This is a genomic window from Candidatus Berkiella aquae, assembly GCF_001431295.2.
GTDB lineage: Bacteria > Pseudomonadota > Gammaproteobacteria > Berkiellales > Berkiellaceae > Berkiella > Berkiella aquae.
Genome location: NZ_LKAJ02000001.1, coordinates 3085072 through 3111129, shown reverse-complemented (window position 1 = coordinate 3111129; position 26058 = coordinate 3085072). Strand labels below are relative to the sequence as shown.

The 26058-nt window shown below is 41.6% G+C and carries 23 protein-coding genes, 2 tRNA genes and 1 pseudogene; 13 read left to right on the top strand and 13 right to left on the bottom strand.

Annotated elements, in window-relative coordinates; all coding sequences use genetic code 11:
- Positions 1 to 9: 9 nt before the first annotated feature.
- The 5 genes from pal to HT99x_RS13625 all read left to right on the top strand — a co-directional run bounded on the left by pal (position 10) and on the right by HT99x_RS13625 (position 3919).
- Positions 10 to 516, top strand: a complete 507-nt coding sequence (gene pal, locus HT99x_RS13645) for a peptidoglycan-associated lipoprotein Pal (RefSeq protein WP_075065376.1) — start codon at positions 10 to 12, stop codon at positions 514 to 516.
- A complete protein-coding gene (gene ybgF, locus HT99x_RS13640) occupies positions 506 to 1339 on the top strand; it encodes a tol-pal system protein YbgF (protein ID WP_075065377.1) in 834 nt (277 codons plus the stop codon). The genes pal and ybgF overlap by 11 nt, the downstream gene beginning before the upstream one ends.
- Positions 1340 to 1589: 250 nt before the next feature.
- Positions 1590 to 2408: a hypothetical protein gene (locus tag HT99x_RS13635; RefSeq protein WP_075065378.1), complete on the top strand. Its 819-nt coding sequence runs from the start codon at positions 1590 to 1592 to the stop codon at positions 2406 to 2408.
- 105 nt (positions 2409 to 2513) lie between these two features.
- Positions 2514 to 2589 (top strand) — tRNA-Lys (locus tag HT99x_RS13630).
- Between the two features lie 325 nt (positions 2590 to 2914).
- A complete protein-coding gene (locus tag HT99x_RS13625) occupies positions 2915 to 3919 on the top strand; it encodes an Lpg1974 family pore-forming outer membrane protein (RefSeq protein ID WP_075065379.1) in 1005 nt (334 codons plus the stop codon).
- A gap of 95 nt (positions 3920 to 4014) precedes the next feature.
- Here the strand turns inward: HT99x_RS13625 and tgt are convergent, their stop codons facing one another.
- Genes tgt through HT99x_RS13610 form a run of 3 tightly spaced genes read right to left on the bottom strand, consistent with a single transcriptional unit; the run spans position 4015 to position 7325 of the window.
- Positions 4015 to 5166, bottom strand: coding sequence for a tRNA guanosine(34) transglycosylase Tgt (tgt, locus tag HT99x_RS13620; RefSeq protein ID WP_075065380.1), 1152 nt, complete (start codon positions 5164 to 5166; stop codon positions 4015 to 4017).
- Entirely contained in the window at positions 5156 to 5845 is a 690-nt protein-coding gene (locus HT99x_RS13615) for a queuosine precursor transporter (protein ID WP_083482796.1), read from the bottom strand. The genes tgt and HT99x_RS13615 overlap by 11 nt, the downstream gene beginning before the upstream one ends.
- Positions 5846 to 5903: 58 nt before the next feature.
- Complete coding sequence (locus HT99x_RS13610; RefSeq protein WP_075065382.1) at positions 5904 to 7325, bottom strand: amino acid permease; 1422 nt, start codon at positions 7323 to 7325, stop codon at positions 5904 to 5906.
- Between the two features lie 254 nt (positions 7326 to 7579).
- On the opposite strand from HT99x_RS13610, the gene HT99x_RS13605 reads away from it, so the two are divergent.
- Positions 7580 to 8104, top strand: a complete 525-nt coding sequence (locus HT99x_RS13605; RefSeq protein ID WP_075065383.1) for a hypothetical protein — start codon at positions 7580 to 7582, stop codon at positions 8102 to 8104.
- 375 nt (positions 8105 to 8479) lie between these two features.
- Here HT99x_RS13605 and HT99x_RS13600 read toward each other — a convergent pair whose 3' ends face one another.
- Positions 8480 to 9766 carry a M48 family metalloprotease gene (locus HT99x_RS13600; protein ID WP_075065384.1) on the bottom strand — a complete coding sequence of 429 codons (1287 nt, stop codon included), beginning with the start codon at positions 9764 to 9766 and terminating at the stop codon, positions 8480 to 8482.
- A gap of 249 nt (positions 9767 to 10015) precedes the next feature.
- Here HT99x_RS13600 and HT99x_RS13595 point away from each other — a divergent pair, with 249 nt between their 5' ends.
- Positions 10016 to 11068: an AI-2E family transporter gene (locus HT99x_RS13595; RefSeq protein ID WP_075065386.1), complete on the top strand. Its 1053-nt coding sequence runs from the start codon at positions 10016 to 10018 to the stop codon at positions 11066 to 11068.
- Between the two features lie 38 nt (positions 11069 to 11106).
- On the opposite strand, the gene HT99x_RS13590 is transcribed toward HT99x_RS13595, so the two are convergent.
- A complete protein-coding gene (locus tag HT99x_RS13590) occupies positions 11107 to 11640 on the bottom strand; it encodes an ACT domain-containing protein (protein WP_083482797.1) in 534 nt (177 codons plus the stop codon).
- 144 nt (positions 11641 to 11784) lie between these two features.
- On the opposite strand from HT99x_RS13590, the gene dapA reads away from it, so the two are divergent.
- From dapA to purC, 3 genes are read left to right on the top strand one after another with little or no spacing between them, the layout of a single operon-like run.
- Positions 11785 to 12660, top strand: coding sequence for a 4-hydroxy-tetrahydrodipicolinate synthase (gene dapA / locus HT99x_RS13585; RefSeq protein WP_075065387.1), 876 nt, complete (start codon positions 11785 to 11787; stop codon positions 12658 to 12660).
- A 1-nt stretch (position 12661) separates the two neighbouring features.
- Positions 12662 to 12952, top strand: coding sequence for a hypothetical protein (locus HT99x_RS13580; RefSeq protein ID WP_075065388.1), 291 nt, complete (start codon positions 12662 to 12664; stop codon positions 12950 to 12952).
- A 9-nt stretch (positions 12953 to 12961) separates the two neighbouring features.
- Entirely contained in the window at positions 12962 to 13684 is a 723-nt protein-coding gene (purC, locus tag HT99x_RS13575; RefSeq protein WP_075065389.1) for a phosphoribosylaminoimidazolesuccinocarboxamide synthase, read from the top strand.
- A 116-nt stretch (positions 13685 to 13800) separates the two neighbouring features.
- On the opposite strand, the gene HT99x_RS13570 is transcribed toward purC, so the two are convergent.
- The 5 genes and pseudogenes from HT99x_RS13570 to HT99x_RS13550 form a co-directional block, all read right to left on the bottom strand.
- Positions 13801 to 14961 carry a cystathionine gamma-synthase gene (locus HT99x_RS13570; RefSeq protein ID WP_075065390.1) on the bottom strand — a complete coding sequence of 387 codons (1161 nt, stop codon included), beginning with the start codon at positions 14959 to 14961 and terminating at the stop codon, positions 13801 to 13803.
- Positions 14954 to 15919: pseudogene (locus tag HT99x_RS13565) on the bottom strand (PLP-dependent cysteine synthase family protein); the annotation flags it as partial. The gene HT99x_RS13570 and the pseudogene HT99x_RS13565, both read right to left, overlap by 8 nt.
- 65 nt (positions 15920 to 15984) lie before the next feature.
- Positions 15985 to 17643 (bottom strand): NAD+ synthase, encoded by a 1659-nt coding sequence (locus HT99x_RS13560; protein WP_083482798.1) that lies wholly within the window; start codon positions 17641 to 17643, stop codon positions 15985 to 15987.
- A 2-nt stretch (positions 17644 to 17645) separates the two neighbouring features.
- The gene (gene pncB, locus HT99x_RS13555; RefSeq protein ID WP_075065393.1) at positions 17646 to 18809 is read right to left on the bottom strand and encodes a nicotinate phosphoribosyltransferase; all 1164 of its coding nucleotides are present in this window, start codon (positions 18807 to 18809) and stop codon (positions 17646 to 17648) included.
- Positions 18802 to 19473, bottom strand: a complete 672-nt coding sequence (locus HT99x_RS13550; protein ID WP_075065394.1) for an isochorismatase family protein — start codon at positions 19471 to 19473, stop codon at positions 18802 to 18804. Before HT99x_RS13550 ends, pncB begins: the two co-directional genes overlap by 8 nt.
- Positions 19474 to 19557: 84 nt before the next feature.
- Between HT99x_RS13550 and HT99x_RS13545 the strand changes: the two genes are divergently transcribed.
- From HT99x_RS13545 to HT99x_RS13535, 3 genes are all read left to right on the top strand, one after another.
- Positions 19558 to 20154, top strand: a complete 597-nt coding sequence (locus HT99x_RS13545) for an adenylyltransferase/cytidyltransferase family protein (protein WP_075065395.1) — start codon at positions 19558 to 19560, stop codon at positions 20152 to 20154.
- Positions 20151 to 20819 carry an NrtR DNA-binding winged helix domain-containing protein gene (locus HT99x_RS13540; protein ID WP_075065396.1) on the top strand — a complete coding sequence of 223 codons (669 nt, stop codon included), beginning with the start codon at positions 20151 to 20153 and terminating at the stop codon, positions 20817 to 20819. The genes HT99x_RS13545 and HT99x_RS13540 overlap by 4 nt, the downstream gene beginning before the upstream one ends.
- A gap of 66 nt (positions 20820 to 20885) precedes the next feature.
- Positions 20886 to 22574, top strand: a complete 1689-nt coding sequence (locus HT99x_RS13535) for a hypothetical protein (RefSeq protein ID WP_075065397.1) — start codon at positions 20886 to 20888, stop codon at positions 22572 to 22574.
- Between the two features lie 49 nt (positions 22575 to 22623).
- On the opposite strand, the gene HT99x_RS13530 is transcribed toward HT99x_RS13535, so the two are convergent.
- From HT99x_RS13530 to HT99x_RS13520, 3 genes are all read right to left on the bottom strand, one after another.
- On the bottom strand, positions 22624 to 23667 hold the full coding sequence (locus HT99x_RS13530; RefSeq protein WP_075065398.1) for a GtrA family protein: 1044 nt from the start codon (positions 23665 to 23667) through the stop codon (positions 22624 to 22626).
- Positions 23664 to 25010 (bottom strand): hypothetical protein, encoded by a 1347-nt coding sequence (locus tag HT99x_RS13525; protein ID WP_075065399.1) that lies wholly within the window; start codon positions 25008 to 25010, stop codon positions 23664 to 23666. Before HT99x_RS13525 ends, HT99x_RS13530 begins: the two co-directional genes overlap by 4 nt.
- 267 nt (positions 25011 to 25277) lie before the next feature.
- Positions 25278 to 25368 (bottom strand) — tRNA-Ser (locus HT99x_RS13520).
- Positions 25369 to 26058: the final 690 nt, after the last annotated feature.

Genomic DNA, 26058 nt, shown 5'->3' with positions numbered 1-26058 from the left:
GGAGCCAACATGGAAATTCGGGGATTGCGTCACTTAGTACTAGGTGTTGCACTTTGCGTCGGTATTGTGGGTTGTTCCCATAATGCAAAAAACGGCGCGAATGGTGGTTCAGAATATGGCGCAAGCACCAACGGTGCCGGCGACGGTTCTGATTTTACCGGTAGCGCAGAGCAACGCGATTTACTCGCTAAACGCAAATTCTACTTTGCTTATGATCGTTCAGAAGTAAGCGAAGGGGATTACGAAGCTGTTTACGCGCATGCAGAATTCTTAAAGAACAATCCTAATCACCACGTGCGCGTTGAAGGGCATGCGGATGAACATGGTAGCCGCGAGTACAACATTGCATTAGGCGAAAGACGCGCGCGTACCATTGCCAATGCATTGATGTCACAAGGCGTAGCGCCACATCAAATCGCAACCGTTAGCTATGGTAAAGAAAAGCCAGAAGCAATGGGTCATAGCGAAGATGCTTACCGCTTAAACCGACGTGCTGTTATTGTTTATGAAAACTAATTTCAGTTTGAGAGTAAACTGGATTTCTTGCCTTGCCGCAATCATGCTGACCCTATTGTCATCAATAGGGGTAGCATGGCCTGGTGCAGAAGTGGAATCACGTTCTAATTCAAATTGGGACAATGATGCCACTTCGCAAGGAAATCGCATGGTAGAACAGCGCGCTGCGTTGGATACCTTGAAAAAAATTGAATACTTGCAACAAGAAATGCAGGAGCTACGAGGTAAGGTTGAAGAACAAAGTTACCAGCTCCAACAGATGCAAGAACATCAGAAGAAACTCTATCTGGATTTAGATCAACGACTACGCGAAGGCGGCCCTGCTAAAGTGAGCGGGGTCTCCTCAGCTTCTTTGAGTCAAAATGACACGAACACCGATAGCATGCAGAGCAACTTAGCTGCTCAGGCTTCCCCAGTTGCAGAAGAAAATGTCCAAGCTGAGGAAAAGGCCTATCAAAGCGCTTATCGTTTAATTCAAAACAAAGACTACGAAGGTGCATTGGCCGGATTTAAATCTCTGGTCAGTCATTACCCTAATGGCAAATATGTACCGAATGCTAATTATTGGCTGGGTGAAATCTATTTAGTGAAAGGTGAGTTAGATTTAGCCTATGAAGCCTTTGATCGCGTTTACCGCAATCATCCCCAACATCCTAAAGCCGCAGATTCACTTTTAAAGCTTGGCTATGTTGAATATGCCAAAGGTCAATGGAAGCGTTCGAACGAATTGCTCAATCAAGTCAAAAACCAATATCCGGGTACCACCTCGGCACAATTGGCAGATTCTCGATTAGATAAGATGCGCCAAGAAGGCCATCTATAATCTTTCCCTTGTTATTTGTAATACCCCTTGGCGCTTTCCTGGCGTAGCTTGCAGAGCGAAGACGGACCTAGCCTAGAGCAAAAAGGTTTCGATTTGTGCGGGCTTGCCCAGCGTAGTTCGCTAACAGCGAACGAAGACGGGGGTATTTGCATCCTTCTTTTCTTTTTAGTTGACAAGTTAACTTTATTTGGGTATTTTGTCGGACTGTTAGGTTATTTTGTCGACTATCTATTTGTTATTAGGACTATTTATGCCAAAGAAGCCCCACACAAAACGCAAACAATCCGCTGATGTTTCTGAGGAATCAGTTGAGAAGTCAACATCAGAAGAGTCCCAAGAACCAACCCCTGAAGCAGCACCTGCGAATGCTGAAAATCGTAAAAAGCTCCTGACGCAGTTAGGGCACCATAGCAAGTTTGTCAGAATGATGGGGTGGGCATTAGGGTTTGTGGGGCTTTATTTCATGGGCGCCACCTTCTATGCGCTCAGTCATTCTGTCTTATTAAAGCCTGTTGGGGCTCTTATTTTCGGCACGAGTACATCCCCAGGGATCCCGGTAGCCGCAGCACAGGCTATTTTGCCGGCTTTTATGGCGCCTTATGCGGTCTATTTTGTTGTCGGTATACCGCTTGCGCTGTGGGCCTACCAATTTGCTTTTCAATACTTAAATCAACATCTGTTTGAGCCCAAGGTGGTGCAGAAACAATCCAATGAGGCAGACAATGATGAGGCTCCTGACAATCAAGCGGAAAACAAGCCTAAGGGTAAAAAGCCTACTAATGAAGTAGAGAATAAGCCCAAGGCGACAAAGGCTGCCGTACAAGTGCAGGATCAGGCTAAGAAGAAGGCTGGCGCATCGAATAAGTCTGATGCAAAAAAATCGGCTTCTGCACCTGCTGCTGATAAAGGCCATGGTAAAGTCATTTCACACGCGTTTAATCAGCATAAGCGTAAAGCGCAAGAAACAAAGCAAAATGCGGCACAAGCCAAGAAAGCGGAAGCAGCCAAAAACGCGACAACAGAGAAAAATGCAGCTCCTGCAAAACGAAAAACTGCAAATCGTAGATAATTATCAACATCAACGAAGGTCATGAGTTATCTTGCTCATGACCTAAATATCCGTAGTAACTTGTTATTTTATAATTTTACGGTATGATACTGCCCTTAAGTCGATGGGCCGTTAGCTCAGTCGGTAGAGCAGTAGACTTTTAATCTATTGGTCGATGGTTCGAATCCATCACGGCCCACCACGATTTAAAACCGCTTTCCAATTTTGTTTATAGCAAGTTAATAAACTTGTTGTATTCTTTTTTCCTTATCTTTTCCCTTCTTGTGTACATCCGCTATTCCTATGCTAGGCTATTTTTAATTGATTAAATTTTCTAACGAAATTTTAGCCATGAAAAAAATCAAAATCCAAAAGAGCAATTTCCAATTAGTTGAAAAACTAATAATTTGTGAGCTAATTTTTTGACATAGGTTAAAAGCATTGGGTGTGAGTGTAAGCAGGAAGCTTCGCCCTGAGATAGAGAACGGTTTCGTTTTTCTTTTAGGACTTTAATAAGGACTTTCTATATGAATAAAGCACTCAAAGTGACATTCGGCGCAGTCATTGCAGCGGGTATGATTAGTGCTGCAGAAGCTAACTTAGACCCAACACTTAGCCGTACCGCATTATTAGTTACAGGTACTTATACCAAAACAACCGGTAATGGTTTGAGCTATGGTGATGTTTTATTAGCACCTTCATCAGTAGGTGGTGATGGTTTTACACGTCATGTCTTCGTTGATCCTGATTGGGAATTCGATTTCGGGTTAGGGTTAACCCATCGTTTTTGTGGTACCAAAACCCGCTTATTCGTTTACTGGGATCACTTTCGTGCGGATGATGATGCAAGCACATCTGGCGTCAGAAACCTTGGTTTAGTACCGGGAGCGATTACCTCAGGTTCCATAGAAGTTGAACAAAAATCGGATGAATTACGCATAGGCTTAAGCCGTGCTTTAAACTTTGGTCATCATTTCAGCTTAGATTTAGGTGGTTTTTTTGAATGGGATAAAGTTGAAAGAAACACCAATGAATTTCAATCACAAGCAGGTAATCCCAATCGTTTCCGCAGTACTGAAAATGAAATGCAAGGCTTTGGTCCTGGTGTAGCGGTGATGGCGCGTGCATTCCCATCACATGATTATCGTCATTTGAGCGTATTTATGGGCGCAATGACCAGTTTGTTATATGTGAATAATGAATTTTCTCAAGCGCAATTTAATGGCGATGCGTTGTTCTATCAATATCAACCCGATGATAGTAAATCGGTTGTGGGTAAATTAGATATTTCCTTTGGTGTTGATTATTGCAGTCGTATCCAAACAGATTGGGATGGCTTGTTAGTAGGTGTGACCTTGGGTATGCGTTATATGAATATCTTTAATGCATTCAAGAATGGCAATACGTATTACAACAATCCAATTCAAGGTGGTGTAGCACAGGCAGGATTTGCAGCCAATACCGGACATGCTGAAGACTGGGGCCGCATTGGACCATTCTTACAATTCCGTATCGGTGGTGCAGAGTCTTAAGTTCGTTTTCACCCAAACTAAATTTAATGGGAGCTTCGGCTCCCATTTTTTTCTCGCCTACGCTAAAGAGCTTCGGCGTAGTTTAAATCTCGCTTTTAAAGCAATCCACACAAAATTTCGGTGCGAATTTTTGACATCCAACGGGTCATAAAACGAATGTTATGCCAGGTCGCAAGGCTTGCGGCAGAAGGTTCTTTTGCTTTAAATAAGTGATGCAAATAAGCACGCGTATAGTGCTTGCAGGTTGGGCAAGGACAATCATGCTCAAGTGGGATCCGTTCGCGCGCATGTTCGGTGCGCGTAATTTTAAGCGGTCCTTTGGCGGTTAAAATCATACCATGGCGAGCAACTTTGCTGGGGTATGAGCTATCAAAAGTATCTATCCCAAAGGGAATGCAGTGGTTAATCGAGGTTACATCGCCAATGCCTAATAAGTGAATTGGTTTTTCAGTGGGTAAATGCGATGTGGTACCGCCCACCGTATCGTGCAGTTCTTGATGATCGCGCCCTAAGGAGCCCCCAATCGCAAAACCATCAAAAGCTTCTTTGGTTAATAGCTGACAGCTTTGTTGTCGTAATGCTAAATCAGTACCGCCATGAATAACGGCAAACATCGCTTGATTTTGCCGTGCTTTAAGATGCTCTGCGAGTGAGCGCAATTCCCAGCGATGGGTTCTGGCAAAGGAGGCTTTTAATGTCGCTTCATCAACATGAAACGGCAATAGCTCATCCAAGGGAATGATAATATCTGCGCCTAGGTCTTTTTGGGCCTGAACCGAGGTTTCAGGTGATAAAAAGATTTTGGTGCCATCGCGGTAAGAGCGAAAGACCACTCCTTCTTCGGTCACTTTCATTTTTGAAGGAGGATGCTTTTTGCCGCCTTGTCCTTTCAATTCTTTGGCGACATTACCATAAGCAAGACTGAAAACTTGAAAGCCACCAGAATCAGTAATAATCGGTTGTTGACGTTGAATAAAAGTATGCAACCCACCACTTTCTTTAATCAACTGCGTGCCAGGTTGCACCATTAAATGGTAGGTATTGCAAAACATCAACTGTATATCAAGTTCTTCATGATCATGATTATGCAGTGTTTTCAAAGAACCATTAGTACCTACAGCAACAAAATTAGGCGTTTCAATCACACCATGAGGTGTAATAATACGCCCGACGCGTGCGCGTGAACGTTTTGATTGATAGAGGATCTCAAAGCGAAAATCCGCTTTATTGGCGACATCAGACAGCATGTTTTTTAAAAATCCGTTGAGAAATATAAGACCAGGGCATGATATTGGCAATGGTAATCAGCTTAATCAAGCAGCTGATCAGGATAATTTCGATGAGGGCCCCAACAATGCCATACAAACCTAATAAACTAAATAAAACCGTATCTAACAATTGACTAAGGCACATGGTAGCGCCGCTTATCCATATCATTGAAATGTTGGGTAGCCGTTGTCTAAACGTGCGATAAGCGCGGCTATCAAATTGATCAACAATCAAAAAAGTGACTAATGAAGCTAGCATAGTACGCGGCGATGCGGTTAATAAAAGTTGATAAGCGGTTTGGGACTGATCATGTAGGCTAGGTTCATAAAGTAGATGGATTTGCGAGATGATTACAAAGAATAATAAACAACTTAAGCTTGCCCAAATGGCATGTTGAGTTGCTTGACGACCGTATTTTTCTTGGAGCAAGTTCAGCGCTAGCAAATTGCCAACTGAGAAAATATCGCTGGCAGTAGCGTTAAAGCCAAAGAGCTCAATTTGCTTGAGTACGAATAAATTGGCTAACAGACTGAGCAAGGCTATCCAGGCAGTTAGAGCGCTCTGTCCTAAGCGCCAAAAGTACCAGGCGAATCCTGAAACTACAGCGCAACTTCCTAGAAATAGCAGCAAATTTTTCATCGCCCATACTCCATTCATGCCCACTCCAGTGCGGGCATGATACCTTAAACAGATAGGCAAAGAAAGGCGCTTTTTATTAAGGGGAGGTACTCATATTCAATTGCTGGCGGGGCTTATGGATGAAAACCAAGGGGAGCAAAATAAGAGAGATCCCACCAATAATCACGGCTTCATAAAGTACAATATCACCTACATCCACTTTGCTACTGGGGGGGAAAAATCCAAGAATGACGACGGCAAGACTGATGACGATGCCAGATCCTGCAACAAGCCACATCCCCCAGTTTTTACCCGGAATTTTGAAAGTGCGGGGAGTGTCGGCTTTGTTATAGCGTAAGCGGATTGCTGCAGCAAATAATAGGGTGTACATCAAAAGTGATAATTGAGATGCCATCACAGATAACGCAAAATAAGCACCTTCTACCGTGGGCAGCAGAACATAAACTAATGTCAGAACACTACAAATAATCCCTTGAGTTATCAGCATGGGGTAAGGTACACCAAATCGGTTAGTCTTTGCTAAAAAGGGTGGTAAAAGGCCATCATCGGCGGCGGCAAATAACCCTTTTGTGGGACCAATAATCCAGGTCGCCACAGCACAGATCCCACCGATTAAAATAGCGCCAGCAACCAGAGGGCCTAACCAAGGAGTATTGAATTCATCAGAAAAAAGACTAAATGCTTGAATAATTCCCGTTAAATTGTTCAGCTTATCTGCAGGAACCACAATTGCAACCGCTAAAGAAGCTAAGACTAAGCTAATCAAAATAATAATGGCTGAAATTAATAAAGCTTTGGGGTAATCTTTTTTAGGATTTTTCACTTCTAGTGCATGCACTGACGACATTTCTAAACCAAGCAAACTGTAGACAAGTTGCGAAAAGAAAACGAGCTCTGCAACACTTTTGACATTGGGAAATAAGCCAGAAAATGAAAAGTTGATTTCAGGCGTATTACCGCGATTGAGCCAAGCAATCGCTAAACCAATAATAATTGCCATAGGGGCAAGGGTTCCTAGCAAAGATCCAAAAGTACTGACAGCGCTAGAGATGCGCATCCCAAAAAAATTCAGAAAGGTGCATCCCCAGAAAGTCGTTAATACCACGGTTGTCATAAAACTGGCATCTTGCACCAGTAAAGGATCAATTAAATAAGCAATGGTACTGGCAATGAGGGTCAGAATCGTTGGGTACCAAACCACGTTGTAAATCCATTGTAAGTACACAACGCACAAGCCCCATTTAGGGCCAAAAGCATTTTTAACCCAAGCATAGATCCCACCTTTTTCTGGCCAGGTGGTAGCAAGCTCAGCGGTAATTAATGCAGTCGGAATAAAGAACATTAAGGCTGCAATGGCATATAAAGTGACTAATGCAAAACCATAACTTGCTGCCATCGGTAATGTGCGAATGCTATCAACCGCAATGACATTAATCATCACTAACGAGAAGACGCTAAGAACTCGCGGGGGAGCATAAGATCCTGTGCTACCGGTCATAACATTACCTTTTAATATAAGTTTTCTAACAAAAAGCGACTTGTCCGGCGTAGCTCGAAGAGCGAAGACGGAAGCCGGATGTAATAATGTGTTAATACGCTATAACGACACCTTAGTGGCTTTTACGATAATTTGCAAGCTTAATAGATAAAATGCCTGAATTTTTTTGCAGGCTTTAAGGGCAGGGCAATCCTTTTTTCAATAGAGTTTTTTGTTGTAAACTAAACATAGGTTGAACAAGGATATGAACAGATATGATGCGTATCTACTCGAAAATTAACAAATATAGTTTATGGCTATTATTGTTGCTGCCCTTTTCCTTGCACGCAGGAGGAGAGCATGCATCCATTGGTGATGCAGCAGAAAACTTAATGACACCGGTTTCTTTCATGACAAAGCTTGCATTACTTGCTTGCTTTATTATCGGTGTTGCATTGTTACTGGGGGCGCTTGCGCAATACAAAATACATCGTCAAAGTCCTAAACTAGTCCCGCTAACAACACCAATCACGTTATTCATATTAGGTTTGATATCAATTGGGATCCCATTTGCAACCAATATGTTTGGTGAATCTTTTAGCTCCGAACAACAAAATCCAACGGCAACGCAATCCAGTGGTTTGCCATTGCCTGATCTGAATTCAAATAAAGGGCCCAAGTTACCGAATACGCCGAAAAAACAGGCAGAACCACCACCGCCTCCGGCAGCAGAGCCTACCCAAGAACCCCCTCCTAGCAGTGGCGGTCGTTGGACTGATGATCCGCAATACAACCGATAAGATACTCTTCTCATTTTGCTTTGAGGCGTTGTTGCCTACGCCTCTTCGCAATCCTCATTTACTTTATGTAAACTCCGGTTGCTTGAGGCAAGGCGCCTAGCCTCAAAGCAAAATGATTTGAGTATCTCAAACATATCCACAGCTTGTCCGCTAAAAATAGTTTTATTTCTGACCTGTAATAAAACCTGACAGTTACCTAAAAAAAGATATTTTTCTAAAAAAGTACGATGCGAAGCTATTGAATCCTCACCAAAAAAATAAAGTGGGCAAGATTTGTGCATGCGCTGTGAAGGAAAGCAAAATCAACGCTGAATGGTTTTTCCCTCGCATTTTCCACAATGTTATCCACAGTTTTTGTGTATAACCTAACGGCGATTAGGACTTGGTTGGCTGAAGTTTTTCAACGATTTTGAGTTCTGCTTCAATTTGTTTGGCATCTTGAACAGAAAGAGGAGTAATCTTTTTGGCTAAGCGTAACTGAGTTAATGCGCCCAGATAATCTCCAGTTAATTTAAGATACTGAGCTTGGGCTAAATGCGATTTTAAGGGTTGCTTCGCCCGAGCTTGTGCTTGCGATAGCAAATGCCAAAATTCATGACGATTGGACTTAATAGCAACTTGTTTTTGTAAAAACGAAATAGCATCGGTGGTTTTGCCGCAGCGCAGTAACCAATCTGCATAAGTGAGCGTCAAGGTGTAATTTTTGGGGTGATTTTTTAAGGTGGTCGCTAGATGCTCTAACGCCATGTCGCGCTCACCCAATCCCATCTCCATTTGTGCATAAGCCAAATGAAATAGAGGTTGATCAGGAATTGCGGCTAATAATTCATCTAAATACGGTTTAGCTGCGCTAGGCTTTCCTTCTTCAATCAGTGCTAACGCATAGCCATAAATAATGCCAAGGCGGTTACGGTAATTACCTCGGGCTAATACTTTGGCAAAATGATTACTAGCTTCTCGAGGAGAAGGAAATTGATAAAGTGTCACGCGTGCATGGATTAAGTGATACTGTAAACTATCAGTAATTTGCTTATAAGGGAATTGCTTGGCTCGTGATTGCGCAGCAACCATACGTGCTTCTGTTAATGGGTGAGTCATTAGATATTCAGGAACGTGATTACCATGGTAACGCGTGTCTTGATACATTCGATGGAAAAAGGTTGGCATACCCATCGGATCAAAGCCTGCCTTTGCAAGGGTTTGGATCCCGACATAATCTGCTTCCTTTTCATGGTCGCGTGTAAAATTGATCAGCGCCTGTTGGCTTCCTGCCAATGTAGCTGCAAGTGCACCTTGAGCAGCTTGAGGACTTTGCGTTGCAATGATAATGGAGGCAATCATGCCTGCAATAGTCGATAGTCTTAAGCGACCTGCATGGGCGTACATACGGGCAATATGTTTTTGTTGTACGTGGCCAATTTCGTGTGCGAGCACGCCAGCTAATTCACTTTCTGCTTCGGTTGCGAGAATCAAGCCCGTATTGACGGCGACAAACCCACCGGGTAAGGCAAACGCATTGATGGTCTTATCTTTAACGATAAAAAATTGATAATTGGGTTGTGATTGGCTTTGGGTCGCTAATAAACGATATCCAAGTGCATGGATGTATTCCGTTGTAATCACATCATTCGATATCGCCAGCGCGCTTTTGAGCTCCTTCATGACAGAGGCCCCAAGCTCGTATTCTTGTTGGGGGCTCAATACAGCATTAGCCGCATTGCCTAAATCCGGAAGGTCATCCGCTATCGAACGTATCGAGAGCAGGCAAAGGACGATAAGAAAAACGGCCCTAACCAAACAGATTTCCTCTATAATATTTGGCGTGTTACAAAGTATTTTAACCTACAAAATGCTAAAGTGCTTGGACAATTATCTATTAAATTATCAAGCTAACTTAATAATGGAGGCAAAGTGATAAGCAGTGTGAGAAGTTTCGGGCGGCGTTACTTTTCTGATCCGCAAGCAATATTGCTGCTTTCGTTATTATTAGTGGGGTCTTTTTTATTGTTATGTATGGGACAAATATTAGCCCCCGTTTTTGCTAGCATTATCATTGCCTATTTATTGCATTGGATAACCGATATCTTAATTGCCAAAGGCATGCCGCGTTTAATCGCCGTTTTATTAGTTTACTCAGCTTTTTTAGGATTTTTCTTAACAGGTATCCTGATTCTTTGGCCATTGGTATGGCAACAATTATTGCGCTTGATACAAGAGCTACCCTCTATGATCACGCGGGTGCAACAATTTATTTATCTATTACCTGCAGAATTTCCGCAATATGTTACCAAAGAAACCGTTGATGATTGGTTATTAACTTTTTCACTACAAGTAAAGCAAAATGTTAAAACATTCGTTGCACTATCGTTAACTTCGATTCCAAGCGTTATTTCATTAATTGTTTACGTGGTTTTAGTCCCTTTATTGGTCTTTTTCTTTCTCAAGGATTATCAAACCATATTGCAATGGGCAGGTAATTTCTTACCACAAAATCGCCAACTGTTATCGCAAGTGTGGAATGAAGTAGACAGACAAATGGGAAATTATATTCGTGGCAAGGCTGCAGAAGTGATCATCGTTGGACTTTCAACCTATCTTGCCTTTTATATTTTTGACATGCGTTATGCGGTCTTGTTATCAGTTTTAGTGGGATTGTCAGTGTTAATTCCTTATGTTGGTGCTGCAGTGGTGACGATCCCTGTGGTATTTGTTGCTTTTTTCCAATGGGGGTTGGGAAAAGATTTTGCCTATTTATTGTTAGTTTATGGGGTGATTCAAGCGATTGATGGTAGTGTTTTGGTGCCCTTATTATTTTCAGGCGCGGTGAGCTTGCATCCGGTTGCTATCATTTTAGCGATTCTGATTTTTGGCGGCTGGTGGGGATTTTGGGGATTATTTTTTGCTATTCCCTTAGCTATTTTGGTTAAAGCGGTATTAACTGCTTGGCCTAGAGCGCCGATTTGAAAGCTGTCTCAAAAAATACTTTTGAGACAGGCTGTAGCCTATTTTGAAGGTTCTAACATGGCATCTAAATTGCGATCTTCGCAATATTCCATAAAACGTTCTCTGATGGTTGCGATATGAAGTTTAGCTGGAATATTGATCGCCAATATAATGTTCGACATAGTCGTATTATTTTTGGCTAAATAAGTTTCAGTTTCCATTTTATCAACCAAAATCCCTTGGCGACTGAAAAAAGTCGCGAGTTCATTTAAGATCCCTGGACGATCTTTGGCAAATACCTGTACTTGATAAGGAAGCGCATTGGCTGCATTTTTAGGCAGCGTTCTTTTGCAATGAATTGCAAAACGATGGAGTTCTGCAAGGCTAGGTAGCGCAGCTTCGAGCTTGGCAATGGCATTCCAAGTACCGCTTAGGTGGAACAAAATGGCGCATTCTTCACCCATGGTGGATAATTTGCTTTCGAGGATATTGCCACCACACTGTTTACTGAGTTTAGTAAAGGTTTCAAGAATCCCGAGTCGATCACTGCCTAGGGCGGTAATAACAAGATAATGTTGATTATTCATGGACATAGATGGTTACCTGGCTTTAAACGGCGAGAGCGCAGTTTATCATTATTTTGCCGACGATGAAGTGGTATTTCACCGAATAGTTCCTTGTCATTCCAATGGGCGACATGTTAGTTTGCACATACTATTTATCAGGGAGAAAAGGCGATGTTTGCAGGCAGTTGCGTTGCGTTAGTTACCCCCATGAAGTCTAATGGGGAAGTCGATGACAAGGCACTTAATGATTTAGTTGAATGGCATATAGGTGAAGGTACTGCTGCAATTGTTATCTCAGGTACCACGGGTGAATCGCCAACACTCACAACCGATGAACAAGCACATATTCTTAAATGTGCCCTACAAACAGCTAAAAAACGAATCCCCATCATTGCAGGAACCGGAACCAATGCGACTGCAAGTACGATTAAAAAAACGCAAATGGCTAAAGAGCTGGGGGCGGATGGCTGTTTAATTGTCACCCCCTACTATAATCGTCCTACTCAAGCAGGGTTAATTCAGCATTTTAATGCGGTCGCAAATCAAGTTGATATGCCTATCTTGTTATATAATGTACCGTCACGTACTGGCTGTGATTTACAACCTGAAACGGTTGCAAACTTAAGTCAAAGTAAAAATATTATCGGTATAAAAGAAGCCACCGGTAATTTAGAACGTTTAAAAGCTTTGCAAGCACAATGTCCTAAAGACTTTCTTTTTTATAGTGGAGATGATCCAACCGCTTGTGAATTTATGATGTTAGGTGGCCATGGTGTGATTTCAGTGACATCGAATGCTGCACCTCGAGCAATGCAAGCAATGTGTGAATTAGCGCTGAATCAAGAGCGAGAGAAGGCAACTTCATTAGATCAAACCTTACAATCGCTTCATAAGCTTTGCATTATTGAAGCGAATCCTATTCCCATAAAATGGGCAATGCATTATTTAGGAAAAATTGAAAATGGTATTCGTTTGCCATTAACGGTATTGGCATCACAATACCATGAGAAAATGATTCAAGCCTTAAAAATGGCCGCAGTAAATTAATATGACTTTATGTGGTGAGAGTGTGAAAAAATTAAATAAAACAATCATGTCGGTGTTGATGTTTAGCCTACTATCAACAGGGTGCCAACAAGTAAATCAACAACGTATGAAGTATGTGCGCGATCGTGAAAAAGATTATCTCGCTAGTACTGTAATGGCACCGTTACGTGTACCTGAAGATTTATCTTATTTGAAAGGACAAGAACATTACTCCTTTCCCGATGTGATACCAGGTCGAGTTGACGCAGTATCAATTGTGCCCCCCGGTTTTGGTGAATTGAGTCAGTCTTAGGAGGTTCTTTTGGATACTCAACAATTATTATACAAAGGTAAAGCTAAATCGCTTTATGCTACCGAAAACGCAGATGAATTATTATGTGTTTATAGAAATGACACGTCTGCATTTGATGGTGAAAAAATTGTCCAGTTAGATCGCAAAGGCATGGTCAATAACCAATTCAATGCATTCATCATGCAAAAACTACAGCAAGCTGGGATCCCCAACCATTTTATTAAAATGGTGCGTGAAGATGCTTCTCTTGTGAAACGTTTAAAGATGATACCGGTTGAGTGTGTTGTGCGTAATGTTGCGGCAGGTAGCTTATGCCGTCGTTTGGGCGTTGAACCGGGTCTTGAATTAAAACCTGCAACGTTTGAATTCTTTTTGAAGAATGATGCGTTACATGATCCCATGGTTAATGATTCTTTGATTATTACCTTTGGTTGGGCGACGCAAGAACAGATCGATCAAATGAAAACCTATACTTTTGCTGTCAATGAAGTACTGAAAAAGTTATTCAGCGATGCAGGTTTAATTTTGGTTGATTATAAATTGGAATTTGGTGTTTATCAGGACACGCTAATTCTTGGCGATGAATTCTCTCCAGATGGTTGCCGTATTTGGGATGCGCAAACGAAGAAGGTCTTAGATAAAGATCGTTTCCGTAAAGATATGGGCGATGTCGTTGAAGGTTATGAAGAAGTGGCTCAGCGATTGGGTATTTCCTTAACTCAAACTGCCTAATATAAAATCCCCCAGCTCGCTTCCGTCTTCGCTACGCTATGCCCGCTATGCCGGACAAGCGCGATCGGCCCCCTTTTATTCAAAGGGGGCCGAAAGCGAAGCTTGCGGGGGGATTATTACAAAGCTTGATTTAAATCTTCTAATAGATCATCCACCGCTTCAATTCCCACCGATATCCGTATCAAACTATCTTCAATACCAATTTTTTTACGATGCTCTGCAGGAATTGCTGCATGGGTCATGACAGCAGGGTGCTCAATTAAAGACTCAACACCGCCTAAAGATTCTGCCAAGGTGAAAATCTTGAGTTTCTTTAAGAATGGAATAACCGCTTTGGGTCCATCCGTTAACGTAATACTGATCATGCCGCCAAAATCTCGCATTTGCTTGGTTGCAAGATAATGCTCAGGATGTGTGCTTAAGCCAGGATAAATAACGCGGCTTACTTTCGGATGACTGCTTAACGCCTTAGCAATGGTTTTAGCATTGTGACAGTGTGCATTCATGCGAACGTGTAAGGTCTTGATGGAACGTAACAATAAATAGCAATCCATCGGGCTTGGAATGCTACCGGTTGCGTTTTGTAAGAAATAGAGTTTTTGTGCCAATGTTTCGTTATTGACAATCAATGCACCGCCAATCACATCAGAATGCCCACCGATATATTTAGTTGTTGAATGACAAACAATATCAGCCCCTAAATCAAGCGGTGTTTGTAAATAAGGAGTTGCAAACGTATTATCAACCGCAAGCCAAGCATTCGGGCATTTCTGTTGCTTCAATTGCGCAACAGCAGTGATGTCGATAATTTTCAGTAATGGATTTGAGGGTGTTTCTAACCAAATTAATTGAGTATTTTCATTAATTGCTTGTTCGATGTTATTAATGTCGGTCATATCACATTGGGTGTAATGTAAACCCATTGGTGTAAAGATCTGACTTAATAATCGTAAGGTTCCGCCATAAACATCATCACTAATAATCACATGACTGCCAGAAGGAAGTGCTTGTAATAAAGTATTAAGTGCTGCACACCCGGAAGCAAAACACAAGCCAAAACGACCATTTTCAAGCGTTGCTAAATTCGCTTCAAGTACATCACGAGTAGGATTGGCAGTACGCGAGTATTCATATTTGCTAATGGGATGGCCTGGACTTAATTGGGCATAGGTTGAGGCCATATAAATGGGAGGCATGACGGCTCCCGTTGCTTTATCATGGGAAAAGCCAGCATGGATTGCTTTAGTTGCAAACCCTGGCTCTTTTTTAGAAACCATTTTTTTTCATCCAATCATCATTAAGAAATTTGCTAATATAGCGACTGCCCGAATCAGTTAATAATGCCACAACCGTTTTAGAGGGTGGTAATTCATTGGCAATTTCAACAGCGGTATGCACGATGGCACCCGATGAGCCTCCACAAAATAAACCTTCTTCACGCACTAAGCGTCTGGCCATCGTGAAAGCTTGCGCATCATTGGTTTGGCGCATTTCATCAATGACAGAAAAATCGAGTGCTTCACATAAGATATCTTCACCAATGCCCTCTACTTTATAAACATGAGGCTCGACTAATTGACGAGTGTAAAAATAATCATAATGAACACTACCGATAGGATCGACGCCAATGATTTTAGCGGGATAATGATGTTCTTTAAAATATCGACCGACACCTGAAATAGTGCCACCCGTGCCCGTGCCTGCAACAAAGGCGTCAATTTTCCCCTCGGTTTGCTGCCAGAGCTCTGTTGCGGTTGAATAATAATGAGCAGTAATATTATCGGGATTATGATATTGGTTAACATAGAAAGCATTGGGTGTTTCACGGGCAATACGTTTAGCTACTTCGACATAGTGTTCTGGTGAGTCACCTGGGACATCAGTAGGTGTAATCACGACTTCAGCGCCAAATGCTTTAAGCATATTAATTTTTTCTTGGCTCATTTTATCAGGTAAGGTAAATATCGCGTTATACCCTTTGACTGCGGCAATCATGGCTAAAGCAAGACCTGTATTACCCGAAGTGTTTTCAACGATAGTGCCGCCAGGGCGTAATAAGCCCTTCTTTTCCGCTTGCTCGATGATGTAAAGCGCCATGCGATCTTTAATTGAACCGGTTGGATTCATAAATTCGCATTTTACTAAGACAGTAGCTGCCTTTTTATTCACTACTTTTTGCAGCTTTACTAATGGCGTACGCCCAATGCATTCTAGAATGGAATTGGCATAAGGCATATTCTATTTCTCCGTCATTTCCCTCTCTTTAGGTATAGACGGCTTTAGGCGATCATGCTTTTATATCATGGAAAGGTACCGGTAATGGGTAATTGACGACCAAAACCAAAAGCACGGCGTTGTAACCTGATAATAGGCGCTGCTTGACGGCGTTTAAATTCAGCCTTATCAACCATATTGCGTACTCGTTTGATGATGGCAGGATCTAATTTTGCTGTGATGGTTTGGTAACGAGAATATTCTTCTTTTGGTAAGAGATCGCCTTCAATATAGAGTTTCAAAATAGGATCCAGAATCGCATATTCAGGCATGTTGTCACTGTCTTTTTGTTCGGGGGCGAGTTCGGCACTGGGTGCTTTGCGAATAATATTCACAGGAATAGGCGTATCAGGATGAAGTTGGTTAAAATATTCACAAAGATCATAAACCTCGGTTTTGTATAAATCGCCGATGAGATTTAAACCACCTGTCATATCACCATATAAAGTCGTATAGCCTACACTAAGCTCGCTTTTGTTACCGGTTGATAAAACTAAAGCACCGGTTTGATTGGAATATTCCATGAGGAATCGTCCACGAAGTCTTGCTTGAATATTTTGCTCTGTGAGCGACTTTGGTTTTTCACCATAGATTTTAGTAAATTGATTTAAGGCAAGTGAAAATTCATCTTCAATAGAAGCAACGAATAGTTGAACATTGAAAGTATGACACAAGGCCATTGCGTCATCTAAGCTCGCTTTAGAAGAATAGCGTGAAGGCATCGCAAGACCAATGACATTACGAGCACCCAGTGCCTTGACGGCCAATGCTAATGTGATTGCACTATCGAGTCCACCCGAAACGCCTAATACCACTTGATGAAAACCACATTTTTGTGCGTAATCTTGCAATCCTAAAATAATTTGTTGATAACACAATGCGATTTCAGGCACTAAAGAGGTTTGCTGGAAGTGGTTTAATGAGTGAATTGTGCCTTCATTAAAAGAAAAAGTGCCAACACATTCAGAAAATGAGGGTAAGGCGCCTAAAGATTTGCCTTCATTATCAAGAATAAAACTTGCCCCATCAAAAACAATATCATCATTAGCACCGACTTGATTAGTAAAAATAAGTGGAGCTTGGCATCGTTTAGCAATAGATGAAAATTGTGTTAAGCGTTCTTTTTGTTTTCCGACATTGCTTGGTGAACCATTGATACAAATGATGAGATCTAAGGGGTGTTGCATTAAATCCTGTACAGGATCACAATCATATAAATAATCATTGAGCGATGCCCAGCCATCTTCACAGATAAGCAGTCCTATTTTGAGTTGATTGAACTCAACAATGCCAGGGGTTTTACCTGGCGCAAAGTGTCTTGCTTCATCAAAAATATTATAAACGGGCAACAGTCTTTTATGATAAATAGTGCGTTGTTGATGATTGGCGAATAATGCCAAACTATTATAAAAGGGTTTTCCTTTGTTTGGATTTTTACTAATAAATCCGATAATAACAGCCGGCCCATTCTGCGTTAAAGCACTAACCTTCTCAAGAAAATGGTTTTGTGTTTCTAAAAATTGAGGATAATCAATGAGATCACCGGGATAATAGCCTGATAAACACAGCTCTGAAAAGACAACAAGATCATAATCGTGATGTGTCTGAATGGCATTGGCAATTTTAGCAAAGTTGCCTGCAAAATCACCGAGTTTATAATTAAGCTGAGCAACAGCAATGCGCATGATTAATCCTTTAGTTTAAATTGTTCTTTTACCGTTTGTAAAAACCTAGGATCTTCACAAATGGTTTTGCCTTTACTATCAGATATTTTAATGACAGGTTGTTGATTGGCATAAGTCATTTTAATGACGATATCTAAAGTGGGGTGTCCCATATCATTGGTTAAATTCGTACCAATGCCAAAAACGGGATAACACTTGTCTTGAAAGTATTGAGCAATTTCTATTGCTAAGGGAATATTTAGGTTGTCGCTAAAAACAAAAGATTTTTCTTTTGCATTAATTCCTAGCGCTGCATAATGTTGTAAGGCTTTATTGCCCCAAACAAATGGATCGCCTGAGTCTTGTCGTAGACCTTGATAATGCTTAGCAAGGCTTGCGTCAAACTCTTGTAAGAAGATGTCCATCGTGAGGACATCGGTAAGCGCAATACCCAGATCGTGAGGATATTCTTTTAACCAGGCTTCTAGTGCAAATTTTTGACTTCCTAACAGTGTAGGGGCTAGCACTTGACAGGCTTGCAAATATTCATGAGCCATGGTGCCAATTGGTCTCAAACCAAAAGTTTTAGCAAAATAAATATTACTGGTACCGATAAAAGCTTCGGGTAACTCTTGTTGTAAGGTATCAATCACATGCGTATGCCAAGCATTTGAAAAACGACGGCGTGTTCCAAAATCGGAAAATCGCAATTGGGGATAGTGTGTTTTAACATACTGCAGTTTTTCAGTTAATCGTTGTTTCGCAATAACAAAGTTTTCTTCTGGATAATTTGCACGATAATAAATTTCACTAATGATAGCGAGCAGGGGCACTTCAAATAAAATGGTGAATGCCCAAGGTCCTTTGATTGAGAGCTTCAGTTCATCGGCGAAAGAAAAGTGAACATGGCTCGCTTGCAAGCGAAAGGTGCGTAAAAATTCAATAAAATCAGGCTTAAAAAAGCTCAAAGAACTTAAATAAGCTAATTCATCATCGGTAAAAGATAATTCACAAAAAAGTGTTATCTGCTCTTGGATTTCATCAAGGTAGGGTTTGAGATCCAAAGGTTTACGACTTTTAAATTGGTATTCAACTTCGACACTGGGAAACTGATGCATGACACATTGCATCATGGTGAGTTTATAAAGATCCGTGTCAAGTAGCGAGCGAATAATCGGCTCAGCCATGTATAACCTCTGACAATTGATCGAACTGTCGCAGTTCGCGGGAGGATTCGATAATAATAGCACCTTGTGCTTTCATTTCTTTGATAGCGTCCTGCGTGGTTTGGGGTGAGATGCCGCGACAGGCACCTAGATTCACAATAGTTTCAAAACCGGCTGCTAATAATTGTAGCACTGTATATTTAACGCAATAATCGGTTGCCAAGCCGCCAACCAACACGGTTTTTACTTCTTTACAACGAAGAAACTCAATTAAACCCGTACTGACTTTTTCTGCAAAGTCATGGTAACACCCCCCATAGGGATGCATATCGGGTTCAACGCCTTTATAAACAAAGAAATCATATTGGCTAACATGAGGCAAACCTTTGACCAGTTCAAAACCTTTTGTGCCAGGAACGCAATGTACTGGCCAACGTAAATCCATATTTCTGCCAACAATAGGGCTTAAAACAGGGGCATCTTGTGTGCTCACCCAATCGGCATTGGCAGGATGGGCGTCTTTGGTGCCAACTCTGTATTGTGCAAAAGTCGCTTGTTGGTTTAATTCTGCAACGACTTGTTCACCGTCGGGTACAGGAAGTTCTGTAGGGCAAAGAGGAGTAAAGCCATTCTGCGTATCTACATCGATACTGGCAATTGTCTTTTTCAGACCGATTGAGCGCATAACTTCCTCTCTTGACTTAGTGGCACACCCACACTAACATGATGTAATAAGTGTGCTAGTTTGTCAATCTGGAACGAGTTAAAAATGCAGCGAATCGGGATCATGGGAGCCAGTTTTAATCCACCGACACTGGGGCATCAAAGCGTCATCGAACAAGCATGTCATGATTTTGATGAAATTTTATTAGTACCCAGTGTATTGCATGCATTTAAAAAAAGTTTAAGTCCACTTGAAAATCGTTTAGACATGCTAAAACTATTAATTGAAAATGAGCTATCAGTCGATGAGCAACATCGTGTGATGATTTTCAATATCGAACCTCATATTCAAAGTAAACATCCCAAACAACCCTTTGTTTACACCTACGATGTGTTAGAGACGATTGAAACTCTTTATAGTAAGCATCAATCAGCGCAGATCCAATTTATTGTGGGCCCTGATCTTGCTGTACCTGAGGTCTGGCAACGATTTTATCGTTACCAAGATATCGAAGCGCGTTGGCCGTTGTATGTTGTGAAAGAAAAGGTAGCGATTCACAGTACGATGGTGCGAGAAGTCATTCAACAATTTTATAAGAAAAGAAGTGAGTTAAAAAAGCATTTAGTTGAACTAGTTGGAACGTCTATTGCTGATTATATCCTTCAGTATCATTTATATACTGATAAGGATGTCATATCATGAGCAAACCCTTGCAAGTTGCGGTGAATGTTGTTGCTTTTTCCTTAAAGGCAAATCAATTATGCGTTTTATTGGTTAATGAAGGAACCCATGATGCAAGTTGGCAAATACCTGGAAGCATTATTGATATAGAACAAGATCATTCTTTGGAAGATACCGCGAAAAGAGCGCTGGGTTCGCCTCATGGTTCGAAAATATTATATTTAGAACAAGTGCAAACCAAAGGTTCAAAAGATCGCATTCCTAATGAATGGTCGTTAGCGGTTGTTTACTATGCGCTGATGGATCACCATGTGATTGCGCAGCAACCGAATCTATGTTGGATGCCAGTTGAGGCGGTGTTAACCAGTAAGATGGCGTTTGATCATCAAACCTTGATCGAAGAAAGCTTGCAACGTTTGCAAAATAAATCACTTTATACCTCCTTACCCATTTTTTTGCTGCCGCAAGAATTTACCTTAACCGAAGTGCAAAAAGCCTATGAAGCCGTATTAGGTTTTTGTGTAGAAAAAAAATCGTTACGACGTCGCTTGCTCGATGCAGATTTTTTGGAAGAGACGGGTAATATTCGCCGCGCTAGCCATCGACCTGCGCAGTTATATCGACTTTCCTTACCTAAGCCGTACTTCTTTGCCAGAATCATTGAAGGCGCTAGAGAGCATAAATAAGCGGTTGCAAATATCGGAATAAAATCGATAAAATGCGCTACTTATTCTTAATTGAACGAAGAATATATGCTTAAAGCTCCTACATCTCTTTCTAAGTCAGTTAAATCTGACGAAGATGTTTTCTTTACCTTTTGGGATATGGATGATACCTCTATCCGCTTGCTGGATAATGTCATCAAAAATGCTCACTTGTTATTACCCATTCTACTTTTTCAAACGCTTGCTCGTAATCAACATTGTGGCATTGTAACGTATAGAACGCCTAGCGATACGGAAACAACGTATCCTGTCAGACAATATGTTAAGGATCTTGAGAAATTTGGTATTCATATTCCGCAAGAGCATCTTATTTTTGCTGGAGGAACGAATGGAAATAGCAACACAAAGGATTTTCATAGCCTAGAAGAGGCGATGGCGATAATCAGAGCGCAATTAGAGACACTTCATGTTACCGAAGAAGGGCAAAAAATTTCACTTCAGATGGAACAAGCTTTTGATGGATTAATTCACACAAAGTATCACGGCAAAAATTATCATCTAACAACTTTTTTAAATGAGCATTTTCGTCCTGGTTCGCAAACCTATTCCTTTGCTAGCGGTGAATGTTCCCAAAAGCAATTGCAGGTAGGCATCGTAGACGATCTTGATAAGATAGCAGATGCGATGATCTGTTTAGGAACCCAAAATTTCTTTGGTATCAAAGCTTCTCGAGGGGGTAATCCGCCTAAAGAAGAGAAACTGGGCGATGATTATCATCAAGATGATTATTTAATCTTGTTAGCCAAAAGGATTGGATTGGCTCAATTTGCCTCAGACGTGTTAGAGGAGCGTTTTGCATGCAATGAAGAAAATGCAATGTTGCAGGTTGCTGCGCTATTATATGCTTGGCATGTTGGACCCAAGCAATCATTGGTTCCGTTCCAGTTTCTTGCAAAACACTTAACGGGGCCAGAGTGTGAGCAGGTGGCTAATATGTTAGCGTATATCAAAGTACACGCCAATTGTCATCCTCATGCGCATTATGTCCCGGTTGATGAGCTGCATAATCTCTTTCAATGCATGGCAGATCTGGCTTTTTTAAGAACAGCCAGTGAGCAATTACTAGTAATAAAACACAAGCGCTTAACTGCTAAACCACAAGCGAGTGTGACAGAGCCTCCAATCAAGGCTGAACCATCAAGAGGTTCGAGATTAGGGAAATTGTTCAAGACGAATAGTCACAGCACGATAAGCAAAGACACAAAATCTTCAGTAATGCCTTCAACTAGTTCAAGTGTGAAGCGTGTTTCTCAATCTGAATTATTAGATGAAGAAGAGACACGAATTATCAAACACTTGCTAGCATTAAGAGATTCGTATAACAGAGAAATCGCGGCTCAAGCATTCCATATTTTGCAAGAAAACGGTATAGAGAGCTATGACTCAATTGCTTTAGATGCGAGTTTATCTGAGGCTAGCACGAGTTTAAGTACCAGTTTAAATACCGATTCGAGTCCGAGCCCTCATCCGAGTCCTATTCTTCTTTCGAGCCCCATTACCAGCTCAAGCACACCTTCTCATGTGCCTGTTACCCCATGGACCTTTCCACAAAGAGCGCTTTATGCGGGGCAAAACGAGTCGCCACGTCTTTCTTTGACAGCAAGTTCTACGGTTACTGAGCAAACCGCTAAAGATGGCAAAGCTAAAGATGGCAAAGATAAAGATAAAGATAAAGATAAAGATAAAGACAAAAAAGCAGGCAGTAGGAAAAAATAGATCTCATATCTGTCTCAAATGTTATTTTTGAGACAGATATTAATGGCTTTTATATTTTGGCAGCGAGGGTTTCTTCTTTACCAAAGACCAGTAGTTTTTGAATCGCAAAATTAGCGAAGAAAAGACCGATGAGTGCAATCATTTTGCTGGCATAGACATTAGCGCCGAGATAGACCAAGCTCGAAATCAGTCCATAAGAAAAGGCTAAATTCACCAAGCATAAAAGCGCGTATTTTAAGGCTTCCGGCAGAATATTATCTTTGGATTTGAACACTAATTCTTTATTGAGCAGAAAATTACAAGTTCCCGAAAAAATTCTTGCTAATGATTCGCTCACTAAAATATGTCCACATAACATATAAGCGAAAGAAAATGCTAAAAAGTCGAGCAGGCCACTAATAACTGAAAAAATGAGAAAGCGAATAAAGACAAAATAAATCTTCAATGAATCAATCAGCGGATTAAAATGTGAACTCTTATTGTCGTCTTTATAAACAGTTTCAATCGGCAATTCGCGCATAGGCAATCTCTGAACAGAAGCACTAATCAACATATCGAGTTCAAAATCATAGCCGGTAGAAGGTGTCTTAAGCAACGTTTTTAGAAAATGGCGCGGAATGCCACGTAAGCCTGTTTGCGTGTCTTGTAAGGATTGTCCAATTAACAAGCGAAATACCCAACGAGTTAACTGATTACCAAAACGACTGCGCAGTGGAACCCCATTTTTAAAAGAGCGTACTCCAAGCCATAATGTATTGCTGTGCTTATTCAGCTGCGCGCTGACATTGACAATGTCAACGCATAGATGTTGACCATCAGCATCGGCGGTGACAACACCAGGTGAATCAGGATAATGCGTTAGAAAGTAGTTAAAAGCCGTTTTTAAGGCCTGGCCCTTTCCCAAGTTAATAGCATGTTCGATAACCGTAATGTTTTTTTGTGCTCTTAATGCGTCAAAAATAGCTTCATAGGTAAGACCTGAACCATCATTGACAATTAAAATAGGCGTATCCGCCTGTGCTTGTAATTCTGCCACAAGGCTTAACAACGATGTATCGGGTTTATAGGCAGGAATAACAATAACTGGCTTCATACAACTTCCTCTCGTGGCATGACTTTATCAACCATCGGCAAAGGATATTCTGTTGGCAGTAAATAATGATAAAGATATTGATTAAACTCATGATTATATAACTGATCAGGAAAAACAAGCGTATCGCTAAAGATGGTACCCATGGGAATATGTCGCCCAGTTCGCGTCACGATTTCATCGAAATAGCTAAAAAAGGCGTATTCCTTTTCTTGAAAAGTAAAAGTAATATTTTTGTCGGGTAGCATATCGGTAAATTTGAGTTGATAGAATAATTTACAATCATCATGCGCATTTTTTTCAACATGAAATAAAGATTTTTCGGCAATCGTTGCATTTCGTAACGCCGTAAAAGCATCGTCACAGTCTTTAGCATTAGTGAAGAAGACATGCCCGTCATGAGTCATATGCTGTTCAACTCGCACAATCGGTAAACCAAGCGCTTTTAAAAAAGCAGCGGGATCTTTTTGTCGATAAAGTACCCAAGGTTTTTCATGATTGGTGTTCATTTGTGATAAGCCATTATGAACAACAATCGCATCATGAGGGAAGGTTTTTAGTAAATGAGCAAAAAGTCTGTCAATTTGTTGCAAGCCATGTAGTATTTCAGGAGTCACCTTTTCAGGGCCATCGTGCCAATGATGATGTTGAATATGGGCCAATGAATTGAGAAACAGAATACTAACGCGAGGATTATATTTTTTCTTATATTCGCTAAATAATAATGTTGAAATATAATCAAAAAAGCTGATAAACACGTAATGATGTTTGCCGTGCTTGATAAGAGATTTAATCAGGGCAAACACTTCTTTGAAAATTGCGCTACCCTGCCTCGAGGTTGCGATAAAAGCGAATAATTTCCATGCTTTTTTGAGTAACGTCATTTTGCTTAAATGTTGATAATTTTTAGCGACATAACGGGGTAGCTCTAATAAATTGTTTAGTGCGGTTGGTTTTGCTGCTTCGGTAAAAGTCCAAGGATCGGGTAGAAAAAAAGGAACCTGTTTAGCGCTTTGGCAAGCACCATTCATCACGCCCCAAACGCCCATAGAAATCCCATAGTCACTCAGCACTTCCCAGCATTGTTTAAAAGTTAAATCAGGTACATCGCCTAAATGCTTAATACGATGCTCACTTGAGGGGGTTGCGCTGTGAATGCTAACCCATTGCACCCAAGGCTCTAAATAGCCGCTATTGTAACGATCAGGGCTTTTGTAGTGGACTTTGGGAAAGCGCCAAATTTTAGCTAACGCAGGAAGAGAGTATTGATTGACAGCCGACTGAATTATGTCTGTATTAAATTCATTCAGTTCAACAATCAGTACATTCTTTGATTTGGCATCCATTACCAGCATCCTTGGATAGGTTAGTTTTTCAACAAAAATTTTATTGTTGGGCCATAACAATATACGGGGAAATAAAGGATTTGTCTTTTAGAAAGATTTACCACGCCGAAGCTTTTAAGCGAAGGCGGGTGCGTAGGTGGGTTACAGGATTGTGAATAATGAATTGCCCGCCTTCGTCTGCCCACGGCATAGACTTCGGCGTGGCATCTGCTCCGCTAAATCTTCGGTCGCGATGTCCCATCACGCCGAAGCTTAAGCGTAGGCGGATGGCGGAGAGGGAGGGATTCGAACCCTCGGTACCTTATTAGGGTACAACGGTTTTCGAGACCGCCCCATTCGACCGCTCTGGCACCTCTCCGAGGCGCACATCATACGAAAACTCGCGACAGTTTGCACGCAGGACATCCATATATAAGAGGTCGGGATTGATTCGCGCCATCCGTGGCGCTCACCCTTTGGGCGCTTGCGCGTCCAAATCGGCAATCCTGCCGATTTGTCGACCCGCGGATACCTTATTAGGGTACAACGGTTTTCGAGGCCGCCCCATTCGACCGCTCTGGCACCTCTGCGAGGCGCATCAAACGAAAACTCGCGACAGTTTGCACGCAGGACATCCATATATAAGAGGTCGGGATTGACTTCCGCCTTCGCTTCCAAGGCTACGGCGGACAAGCGCGCCATCCGTGGCGCTCACCCTTTGGGCGCTTGCGCGTCCAAATCGGCAATCCTGCCGATTTGTCGACCCGCGGATACCTTATTAGGGTACAACGGTTTTCGAGGCCGCCCCATTCGACCGCTCTGGCACCTCTGCGAGGCGCATCAAACGAAAACTCGCGACAGTTTGCACGCAGGACATCCATATATAAGAGGTCGGGATTGATTTCCGCCTTCGCCTGCAGGCTATGGCGGGCAAGCATGTACAGGACATCCAAACACGCGCTACTTGCCGCGGCTTGCCTGCGGCATCCAGATTAAAGATCCCGCAGACAAGCTGTGGCAAACTGTAGGCGAGCTGTATTTAAATAATCTATATAGTTAACTTTTACAT